Raw genomic sequence first — 11981 nt, forward strand, 5'->3', positions numbered from 1 at the left:
AACTAATCCTTAGCTTAAGCAATTAGCAATATTATAAAATCTTCAACTTTGCAAAACGAAGCAATAATTTTTTAATCCCTCCCTTTTCAAAATGAATTTCGGCTTTCTTATCTTGTCCAACTCCTTCAATTTTAATAATTTTTCCTTTACCAAATCGCATATGCTCAACTGCCGTCCCTGGTATAAGATCATTATCAAAGAGATTTGTATTAGATGATACATCGGTCGTGTCACTAGATGTAGGTCTAAGTTTTCTTAGTTTACGTAATTGTTCTTCTGTAGGTTTATGTGCTAATGGTGGTGACCCAGAAACCGGTTTTTTAAGTCTTAGTTTACTCTTATCGACTTCTCCAAAAATATCAGAATCAATTAATGGTTTATATCTATAACTTTCTATCGGTGTAATATATTCTAAAAATTGCTCATCTATTTCTTCAATAAATCGACTAGGTTCGGCATCTACCAGTTTACCCCATCGATAACGAGATTGAGTATAGGTGAGATACGCTTGTTTTTCTGCTCGTGTCAATGCTACGTAAAACAGGCGCCGTTCTTCCTCGAGCTCGCTTCGAGTATTCATACTCATTCCAGATGGAAAAAGATCTTCTTCCATTCCTACGATATACACATATGGAAATTCTAGACCTTTTGCTAAATGAATAGTCATCAATGCTACTCTATCATCATCTCCTGTATCCTGATCCAGATCTGTGGCCAAAGCTACATCTTCCAAAAATTCTGCTAATGCCCCTCTTACATCCGCTACTTCTTTCTGTCCTTCTACAAAATCACGTATACCATTAAGCAATTCTTCTATGTTTTCGATCCTGGCAATACCTTCTGGAGTACCATCTTTTTTAAGTTCTTGTAGCAATCCTGTTTTTTTAGCCACCATTTCTGCTAACACAAATGCATCAGAAGTCTCATTAGTGATTTGAAAACTTTTGATCATGTTAATAAAGTTTTCTAATCGAGTTTTAGTACCACTATTAATCTTTAAATTAATACGATCTAGATTTTCGATCACCTCAAAAATAGAACGATCATAGTGATTTGCTGCAACTATCAGTTTATCTACGGTTGTTGCACCAATTCCTCTGGCTGGATAATTAATTACTCGCTTTAAAGCCTCCTCATCTTTAGGATTAATTACTAATCGTAAATACGCCAATACATCTTTAATTTCCTTTCTCTGATAAAAAGAAAGTCCTCCATAGATTCTATATTTTATGTCTCGTTTACGTAACGCGTCTTCTATAGCCCTGGATTGTGCATTGGTCCTGTACAATACTGCAAATTGCCCATTACCTAGCTGATGTTGCATTTGGTTTTCAAAAATCGAACTCGCAACATATCGACCTTCATCTCCATCTGTTAATAATCGATTTACAATTATCTTAGGTCCGTCATCATTAGCAGTCCAAACTACTTTATCCAGTTTGGTTTTGTTTTTATCTATAATAGAGTTTGCTGCTTCTACAATATTTTTAGTAGATCTATAATTTTGTTCTAATCGATATTGCTGTACATTATCATAATCTCTTTGGAAATTAAGAATATTATTAATATTCGCTCCACGGAAAGCATAAATACTCTGCGCATCATCTCCTACCACACAAATATTCTGAAACTTATCTGATAATGCTCTTACTATAAGATATTGAGAATGATTTGTATCCTGATACTCGTCTACCAAGATGTATCTAAATCGGTTTTGGTATTTAGCAAGTACTTCGGGAAAACGGTTCAATAACTCATTCGTTTTTAATAAAAGATCATCAAAATCCATCGCACCAGCCTTAAAACAACGATCTACATAATGCTCATAAATCTCTCCTAACCTAGGGCGTTTTGCCATAGCATCGGCTTCTACCAGTTCTGCATTCTGAAAATATGCTTTTACAGTTATTAAACTGTTTTTATATGAAGAAATACGGGAGTATACCTGTTTATATTTATAGATATCCTTATCGAGTCCCATTTCTTTGATTATAGAAGCTACTAATCGCTGGGAATCCTGAGTATCATAAATTGTAAAATTAGACGGGTAACCTAATTTATCAGCCTCAAACCTTAATATTTTTGCAAATATTGAATGAAACGTACCCATCCAAAGATTTTTAGCCTCGCTTGAACCAACAATACTTGCGATACGCTTTTTCATTTCGCGGGCCGCTTTGTTAGTAAACGTTAAGGATAGTATATTAAAAGAATCTACCCCCTTATGCATCAAATAAGCAATACGATATGTAAGTACTCTCGTTTTACCCGAGCCAGCACCCGCAATAACAATCATGGGACCATCTACCTGAAGTACAGGCGCTCTTTGTGCATCATTTAATTCTGCTAAATATTCTTCCAAAGTAACATTATATTTAAAGGCGAAATTTAAGGAAAGAACTACGGTTATGGAAACGTACTTTGCATTTTTTGTAAACAAATCATAGTCAATAACTTTTATCGAACACCAATATCTTTTCAACATTGACTAATTATCATGTATATCGTTAACAATCAATTGGTAAATGAAAAATGAATTTCACCTAATATCTTATAATTAACAGCGATATATAATACAATATCTATTATTCATTAGAATTAAAACACAAACGAAATTAGTATCTATCTAACTAAGATTATCAACAATAAGAATTCTTACAAGTTGATATCTTTTTAATAAAAAATATAGATTAAATGCATTTTTTTAGGACAAAATGTACTATATTTAGCAGAAACGAAAAGTAAACACTAGTTTTTATTAAAATAAAAATTCAACCAAACTCAGCACTTATGGCCCCAAACATGAATGTACAAATGGTACAAAAAGAGCAAATTAAGTTTTTAAAATTCCCCAAAGAAGATGTTTTAAATAAAAGAAAAGATCAAATAGATCGATTCTTAGAATTACAAAGAGCCCTCTCTTTAGGAAATCTAGAACATCATAAAGTAAGAATTGTCTTCGTAGATGATAAAGGTTTAAAAAGAGTAGAAACTACTATATGGGGAATAACGGATAAAGAAGTTATTTTAAAACAGTCTACAATCATTCCGTTAGAAAGAATCATAAGCATTTCATAATTATGTATTATGTATAGACGCCACTATTTCTAAATCTAGATATACAGTTAATTTTTAGCATTCTAAATTTAGATCCCGAAAATGGTATATACGTATTTTGAATATAGAAATACGTGTATGCTGTTTTTGTTTTACCTAAATGCATAGATATTATAGCTTTATCTTATTGATATTTTTGATCTATATTACACCTTATTATACTAAAACTAAGAATATTTAGTTGTAGTAGAAATTGCAGTCGAAATAATTACTTAATAATCAAACTCAACATGAAAAGAAAATCAGTACAGTATTTTCTTCTTATTATAATGATAATAGGAGGATATAATACTTACGGTCAGTCTGATAAATCATACCTCATATCAGATAATCAACAAAATTTTATAAATGACCTGATTAACCCAAAAAAAAGTAGGTCTTCAGTAATTAAAATTGCTAATAACCAGTCTTTTTCTTTTAAACTTAATGTTCAAAATCAGACCGATCAGGATCTTACATTAATAGGTACTATTAATAATCATTCATTATCTTCATTTTCTTTTACCAAAACGAACAATTCGTTAAAAGGAAATATCATACTTCATGATTTAAAAAAAGCATATACTTTATATTCTGAATCCAATGGTCAGGTATTTGTAAAAGAAACCGATATCAATACAATTCTTTGTGTAGATTTTGAAAAAGCAAATACAAAAGACATTGACCCCGGAACTACATTTTCAAAAGCAGCGCCTCAATTAGAAAGCCTTCCGGGAGCACCTGGTATTATTTATCTTGATTTTGATGGAGAATTAGTTTCTAACACAAGTTGGCTTGGTGGTGCTACAATTGATGCGCAATCTCCTAATTTCTCTGACGAAAAAATAATCAAAGTTTGGAAAATCATGGCCGAAGATTTTCGTCCATTTAATCTAAACGTTACTACCAGAAGAGATCTTTTTGATGCAGCTCCCAGAAATCGTAGAATGATGTGCATTTTTACGACTACAAAAGATGCTGCTCCAGATTCTGGAGGAGTTGCTTACTTAAATTCGTTTTCGTCGAATAGCAATAACCCTTGCTGGGTTTATAATTTAGGAACAAGATCTGCTGGAGAGACAGGATCTCATGAAGTCGGCCATACGTTGGGACTATCACATGATGGCAAGCCAGGTACAACATACTACTCAGGACATGGAGAATGGAGCCCAATTATGGGATGGAGTGCTAGTAGAACATTAGGGCATTGGAGTAGCGGAGAATATCCCGATGCAACAAATACTCAGGATGATATCGCAATCATTTCAAATAATAGAAACGGTGTTGGTTTTCAAAATGATGACCATGGTAATACCTTCAATGAAGCTACTGCACTTAAAGTAGCTCCTTCTGGGGCAGTAAGTGCCGATCAAAATTTTGGACTAATTAGTACTAGAGATGATAAAGATGTTTTCTCCTTTGCAGTAGAAACCGGAAATGTATCCCTGACTTTTGATCCCGATCCCGATTATCCCAATCTAAACATCCAGGCAAGAATTCTAAATGAACTTGGCCAGGAAGTAGCACTTTCTGATCCAAACGGACTTACAGCATCTATTAATCAAAACCTTACAGAAGGAATTTATTATATTGAGATTGACGGTGTGGGTGAAGGAACATTAGCCAATGGGTATTCTGATTACTCTTCGTTGGGTAATTATTCTATATCGGGTAATTATATCCCCGGAGATGATAAACAACCTCCATTATCAGATTTCGAAGCAACTACAAACTGTTCGGTAGTAGAATTTCAAAGCACTTCTACCAATAGAATAAGTTCTTATTTATGGAATTTTGGAGATGGTCAAACATCTACAGAACAAAACCCAACACATACTTATGCAACTAATGGAAACTATACTGTATCCCTTACGACAACTAATGATTCTGGAAATAACATTAAAGAAAAATCAGATTTTATTTCTATAAATCTTCCTAATCTCCCTGTTGTAACAAATCAAAATGTTTGTGCTGGGGAATCTGTAACTATAACTATATCAGGAAATAGCGAATATAAGTGGTATACCACTGCAACCGGAGGTACCAGTATCGCATCTGGATTATCCTTTGAGACTCCTGCACTAGATGCTACTCAGGCTTATTACATAGAAGGAGCTATTGGTAACTGTACTACAACAACAAGAACAGAAGTAAAAGCAATTGTATCAGAAAACCCAGAAGAACCAGCGATAGCGGTAAATCAAAACCATATGCTATTTGTACCATCTCAATTTTCTTCTTACCAATGGTATTATAAAGGCGAACCTATTAACGATGCTAATCAAGCAGAATATTTACCCACAGAAGTAGGAGAACATACTATAAAAGTATTTAACGAAGCTGGTTGCAGTATAATTTCTAAAGCATTTGAAGTTGATCAATCCTTACTTAATTTGGGTCAGGAGAACAAAACATTTACCTACTACCCCAACCCGGTTAATGATGATGAAATATTACATATAGATGGCATAACGATAAATGATCATTCTGTAAGAATCGTTAACATACAAGGGCAAGTACTAATTGATACTACACCTACTCCCGAAATGGATATATCAGAACTTTCTCATGGGTTATATATCATTTTAATTAATAACAAACCTCTTGGTAAATTTGTAAGACAATAGACCTATAAATAATAAGAATTATCAAAGCATATCTTCATTAGTTTGGGGGGTATGCTTTTTTTGCATAAAAAATCAAAATAATATTTTAACTTTCCGTTAATAGATTTTTGAATATCTTTAGAAGCAAAAATTAAAGCTTGAAAAACAGAATAGCATCCTACATTTTTATTTTACTTCCTTTTTTTATTTTTTCTCAACAAAAATCTAAAGAAGGTAAAATAATAACTGAATACGGTAAAACCTATACAGTTAGTGAACCGGATTTTAAAACTAAAATACAGCATGATTTAAAAGTTGTATTTGATGTTGGAAGAACGTTTAAAGACAGCTCAAAAGTAAATCCTCTTTTTAATACTGCTGCAAGATATCTTAATATGCATGCCGATGCTGGCGTACCACTCGAAAAGTTAAAGGTTGCATTAGTAATTCATGGTTCGGCAGCAAATGATATTGTAAACAATACAAAGTATAAAGCCAAATACCATATTGATAACCCCAATGCTCCACTTCTTTCTGCTTTAGCAAAAAAAGGAGTGCAATTAATTTTGTGTGGGCAGACTGCTGCATATCGGGATATTTCTAAAGACGATACGCTACCCGAAATACAGATTGCATTATCTGCAATGACAGCATTGGTACAACTACAAAACGAAAACTACAGACTTATTAATTTTTAAACTTAATGAAACTAATATGATCATAACCCTCATATCACAACATGATTATTTTAATCGCCTTAGGTTATCTGTGACCCTCTTTTAAACACTAAAACAAGCGCATGAAAACACAACCATCATCTCTTTTATTTATTTTTTTAATGATCTTTTGTTCCATACAGGCACAACAAATTGATCCAGATATTAATACTGCTGCAGAAAAAATAGAATCCAAAGTAATTGAATGGAGACGAGATTTCCATCAAAACCCAGAGCTTTCAAATCGAGAATTTGAAACTGCCAAGAAAATTGCAAAACACTTAAAAAGTCTTGGTTTAGAAGTAACCGAAAATGTTGCTAAAACTGGTGTAGTAGCTCTTCTTAAAGGAGAAAAAGAAGGAAAAACTGTAGCACTAAGAGCAGATATTGATGCATTACCAGTAACCGAACGAGTAGATATACCTTTTAAATCTGTTGTAAAGACTACTTTTCTGGACACCGAAGTTGGCGTTAGTCATGCTTGTGGTCATGATACCCATACTTCTATATTAATGGGAGTAGCAGAAATCCTAACAAAACATAAAGATAAAATAAATGGTACGGTTAAATTTATATTTCAACCGGCAGAAGAAGGACCACCACCGGGAGAAGAAGGTGGTGCCAAATTAATGATCAAAGAGGGAGTTTTAAAAAATCCAGATGTAGATGCAATTTTTGGTTTGCATATCAATTCAGGAACGGAAGTTGGAAAAATTCGTTACAAACCAGGAGGAACCATGGCTGCAGTAGAACGATTTGTTATTAATGTAAAAGGAAAACAAACGCATGGTTCGGCTCCTTGGACAGGAGTAGATCCTATCCTGATTTCGGCCAAAATTGTTGATGGTTTACAAACTATTATAAGTAGAGAATCTCCTCTGGTAAATGAAGCTGCAGTAATCACGGTAGGTAAAATTACTAGTGGTGTACGATTTAATATTATTCCTGAAAGTGCTGAAATGATTGGTACTGTACGAACTTTAGATCCAAAAATGAGATCCCTTATTATTCGTCGTATGAATGAAATGGTGCCTGCTATTGCCAAAGCATATGGTGGCGAAGCTATTATTAAGTTTCAAAATAATACTTCTATAACATACAATGATCCCGAACTTGTAAAAAAGATGTTACCAACTATTGAAGGTATTGCTGGTAAAGAAAATGTTATCCTATCAAAGGCTACTACAGGAGGAGAGGATTTTTCTTATTTTCAGGAAGTAGTACCGGGGTTTTATTTCTTTTTAGGAGGAAAAACACCTGGAACCAATAAAGCCGCTTCTCATCATACACCTGATTTTTTTATAGACGAAAGCGGGTTAATATTAGGAGTTAAAGTAATGTCACAATTAACTATTGATTATCTTAATGCGCAATAGATAAAATAAAATGGAAAGTGTATTTAATTTTTTAGGTTCAATATCCTGGTGGATGTGGATCATTATTGCGCTTGTACTAGTTGCAATTCGCGATGTGTTTTTTAATAGAAGACATACAGTAAGCCATAATTTCCCTGTTATAGGTCATCTAAGGTATTTGTTAGAAAGTATAGGTCCAGAGATAAGGCAGTATTTTGTTGCTAATAATAGAGAAGAACTTCCATTTAATAGAATTGAAAGAGGTTGGGTATATGCTTCTTCTAAAAATGAAAACAATTATGAAGGTTTTGGTACAGATAGAGATATTTATTTGCATCAGCATATTTTTGTAAAAAACTGTATGATCCCATATAAGATGGAGAAGGATCACCCCAATAGAAAAGATAAATCTTTTCTTCCTTGCGCAAAGGTGATGGGTTTATACAACCAACGAGAAAAACCTTATCGACCTGGATCTGTTATTAATGTTTCTGCAATGAGTTTCGGATCCCTTTCTGCACGAGCTATAGAGTCTCTTAATATAGGCGTACAAAAAGGGAATGCCTATCATAATACAGGAGAAGGTGGACTTTCGCCTTATCATAGTAATGGTGGTGATGTTATTTTTCATTTTGGAACAGGATATTTTGGGGTGCGCGATGAGAATGGTAATTTTTCAATGAAAAAAATGAAAGATCTGGTAACCCGAAACCCTTTTATTCGAGCTATTGAGATCAAATTATCACAAGGAGCAAAACCTGGAAAAGGAGGTGTATTACCTGGCGCTAAGATTACTCCTGAAATTGCAAAAATAAGAGGTGTAGAAGTGGGTAAAGATGTATTATCTCCTTCTGCACATAAAGCCTTTTCTGATGTCCCAGAACTATTGCAACTTATTGAGGATATTGCCAAAGAGACGGGGCTTCCTGTGGGGATTAAAGCTGCAATTGGTAAAACAGAACAATGGGAACTCCTTGCAGAACTAATGGTAAAAACCAATAGAGGTCCGGATTTTATTACTATTGATGGCGGTGAAGGTGGTACTGGAGCTGCACCACCAAGCTTTGCTGATCATGTATCTCTTCCCTGGGTATATGGATTTACAGCGATTTATAAAATTTTTCAAAAACATAATCTTACAGATCGAGTAGTTTTTATTGGTAGTGGCAAACTAGGTTTTCCTGCAAAAGCAGCAATGGCCTTTGCCATGGGTGTCGATTGCATCAATGTTGCTCGTGAAGCTATGATGAGTATTGGTTGTATCCAGGCACAAATATGTCATACTAATCGATGTCCCAGCGGAATAGCTACTCAGAGCAAATGGTTACAGAAAGGAATTGATATCCCATTAAAATCTGATCGTTTGGCACAGTATTTTAAAACATTTAGAAAAGAATTTACAGAGATCACTCATGCTGCTGGATATGAGCATCCTTGTCAGTTTACAATGCAAGATGTGGATCTTAATGTTGATGATGGAGAACTCACCAAAACATTAGAAGATTCGTTTAAATATGCAAAAACTCCTGTTGAATATACCTGTGCTAAAGATTTAAAAGAATGTACATACCTTGGTGGTTTTAACCAAAAATAGAATTCTTTTATCATCTAAACTAATACAAACCAGAAAATAACATTAGATGATTAACTTACTTTTTTAGCATATGTACTCATAGTACACCCATATTCCTCTACAAAGAAATCATCAAGATCATCGGCTTTTAATGCGAGTTCCTTTATTTTTAATTTAATATCATTTTTGGTAGCTTCATCCTGAAATATATCGGTGATACTAATTCTATAAGATATAAAAATAGTATTCTTATATACCCCTAATGAAAATTGTCCTTGGTCACTAGAAATTAAATATTCATATAACTTTTCAAGGTTTTGTTTTGGTAAATTATTTAAAGGAGAAGTTAGATAGAGATACTCTCTATTCATTACAAAAATCCTAATTTGAGAACTTCCTTGATGAAATTCCCAAAACTCCTGACCCGTTCTTGTTAAAACAGGATTAATATCTAATTGTTTCAAAGAATCTTCAATAAAATTTGAAAATTCATTGAGTTCTAATTCATCAAATACATCCTTAGATAATGTTGCCCCACAATTATTACAGTAATCTTGTGCGACATATGTGAGACCAGAACAAGATGAGCACTGTAGGGAAAACTTAAATTCAGGGTTATTTTCAATACTTTCGATAGCCTGCTCAATTTCAGAAATCGGAATCGCAAACCCCATATTATCTGCATTATTGAATTTTGAAGAATTAATACCTGCCAATCTTCCATCCTGCGTCACTAATGGGCCTCCACTATTCCCAGGGTTTATTGCTGCATCTGTTTGCACAAAATATCTCCCGTTCATATGTTGCTCTGGATTCGAAACAATACCTTCTGTAATAGTAAATGGCATTCCGAATGGATACCCAAGAGCAAATACTTTTTCTTGCCTGGTAAGTTCTAAAGAATTATCTACAGAAAAACCATGATCTATATTCAACTCCCCTTCTACTTTGAGTATTGCAATATCAATATCTGGATTTGTCATAATAACTTTTGCCAGCATTCTGTTATGATGATCATCTTCGACAGCGACCTCTTTACAACCGCTAATAACATGATGATTAGTAAGAATAATATTTTTACTTTTTATATAAAAGCCACTCCCCGTACCTCTTGAGGTAAGTATTTTAAATGTTGCTTCTTTTAAAGAATCTAAATTGCTCATAATTTTTTTCATTTATAATCTAACCAAATAACTTAGAAAAGAATCCTTTCTTAGGAGTCGAAGTTTGTACTGCTTTACCATTTAAAATACTTTCCATCCCATTAAACAGTGATATCGCTGATGCCTCCCACTCCTTACCAGCTGCATTTTTAAGTGAATTCACCATTTTTAAATTTATATCTTCTGGGATGTTGTTATAATAGTAAAAATCATAAAAAGCAACAAGTAGTGTTAATGTCGCTGCTGTATATTGTTTATTCTGAATTTCCTTTTTTGCATTTTCATAAGGTCGTTCCCAGCTTTGTTTTATATGCTCTAATTCACTTCGCATCTTAGTGGGAACGAATGATTCTGAAATATAGAAATCTGCTAAAAGTTCTTCTTTATTTTTATTTTTCAATGTATCCAAAAACTTTTTTCCTCTCTGAATTCGATTTTGCATATCATCTTGCGAATACAAATCATTTACTTGATTTTCGATATCTGTTCTCAACTTACCATGAGGAGCCATGAGATAATCTATACGTTTTAATGTAATATTAATAATGTCCCAATTATAGTACCCCACCCTGGTCTGATCAAAGTATTCTATATATTGGTCTGCTTCTTTTAAATAAGAATTGATTTTTTCCCAAATCGTATCCAAAACTTCCTGACTATAATTCTCAATATGTGGATCATGTAATTGTTCTACATCAAACAAACTAATAAATTCATCATCAAAGTTATCTGCATTATGGCATATTTCTTTTAAAACATAATATATTTTTAAAGGCTCACAAAGGTGTAAAGGAGTGCTATATAAAAAATTAAGCTGATCATTATCTAGCTTGATTTGCGATAAATTAAGGGGGGAAAAATTAACCTCAGCAATTTTTCTATATAGTGGGATTTTTTGATTTTCACCTACTTTTAGAAAAGGTGCTTTAACATTAAAATGTGTATCTGTAATACTAATTTCTACAATTATAGAGCCATGAGGTATCTTAAAATAGGTTTCATCTGCATTGCCATATTTTTTTCTAATATCTAAATCCAGATAATCAAACAAGTTTAAAACAACATCTTTGTATCGTTTTTGATTATATGCTTCCTTGGTGTCATCCCATTTTGAAACGGTAATCTTAGTATCTAAAGATGACATAAGGGTCTCGTCAAAACTTAAAGTTTCCTTCATAAGAACAGATTAATAATTAATATTTATGTTATTCTCCCATTAGTAAAGAGTGCAACAAGTCTCTATTTTCTAAGAATTTAAATGTAAACAAAAAAACAAACCTAACAAAAGAGTCAAGAAAGCTTTATTTTTTTCTAAAAAGACATTGATATATGAAAATTTGCTGTACTCTTTCTTACGGAACAAACTTAGAATTTATCTTTAGCATACACATCCCTATTTTCAGTGAAAAAAATGCCTTTTGATTTATTTGTTTCAGGAAGCAAAGTATAAATTTTATGGAAAAAATAAATTT

The 11981-nt window shown here is 33.1% G+C and carries 8 protein-coding genes; 5 read left to right on the top strand and 3 right to left on the bottom strand.

What is annotated here, in order from left to right; all coding sequences use genetic code 11:
* Positions 1-31 precede the first annotated feature (31 nt).
* The gene (locus NNL09_RS22030) at positions 32-2362 is read right to left on the bottom strand and encodes an ATP-dependent helicase (RefSeq protein WP_025667807.1); all 2331 of its coding nucleotides are present in this window, start codon (positions 2360-2362) and stop codon (positions 32-34) included.
* Between the two features lie 428 nt (positions 2363-2790).
* On the opposite strand from NNL09_RS22030, the gene NNL09_RS22035 reads away from it, so the two are divergent.
* From NNL09_RS22035 to NNL09_RS22065, 5 genes are all read left to right on the top strand, one after another.
* Positions 2791-3078 (top strand): hypothetical protein, encoded by a 288-nt coding sequence (locus NNL09_RS22035; protein WP_051473707.1) that lies wholly within the window; start codon positions 2791-2793, stop codon positions 3076-3078.
* A gap of 269 nt (positions 3079-3347) precedes the next feature.
* A complete protein-coding gene (locus NNL09_RS26230; RefSeq protein ID WP_196911345.1) occupies positions 3348-5723 on the top strand; it encodes a PKD domain-containing protein in 2376 nt (791 codons plus the stop codon).
* A 137-nt stretch (positions 5724-5860) separates the two neighbouring features.
* A complete protein-coding gene (locus NNL09_RS22055; protein ID WP_196911346.1) occupies positions 5861-6400 on the top strand; it encodes a DsrE family protein in 540 nt (179 codons plus the stop codon).
* A gap of 140 nt (positions 6401-6540) precedes the next feature.
* Positions 6541-7794 carry an amidohydrolase gene (locus NNL09_RS22060; RefSeq protein WP_370540764.1) on the top strand — a complete coding sequence of 418 codons (1254 nt, stop codon included), beginning with the start codon at positions 6541-6543 and terminating at the stop codon, positions 7792-7794.
* 10 nt (positions 7795-7804) lie between these two features.
* Entirely contained in the window at positions 7805-9367 is a 1563-nt protein-coding gene (locus tag NNL09_RS22065; protein WP_025667811.1) for an FMN-binding glutamate synthase family protein, read from the top strand.
* A 50-nt stretch (positions 9368-9417) separates the two neighbouring features.
* On the opposite strand, the gene NNL09_RS22070 is transcribed toward NNL09_RS22065, so the two are convergent.
* Positions 9418-10509, bottom strand: coding sequence for a trypsin-like peptidase domain-containing protein (locus NNL09_RS22070; protein WP_035096876.1), 1092 nt, complete (start codon positions 10507-10509; stop codon positions 9418-9420).
* Positions 10510-10528: 19 nt separating this feature from the next.
* A complete protein-coding gene (locus NNL09_RS22075) occupies positions 10529-11686 on the bottom strand; it encodes a hypothetical protein (protein ID WP_035096878.1) in 1158 nt (385 codons plus the stop codon).
* Positions 11687-11981 lie beyond the last annotated feature (295 nt).

The organism is Aquimarina sp. EL_43 (genome assembly GCF_943422735.1).
Lineage (GTDB): Bacteria > Bacteroidota > Bacteroidia > Flavobacteriales > Flavobacteriaceae > Aquimarina > Aquimarina megaterium.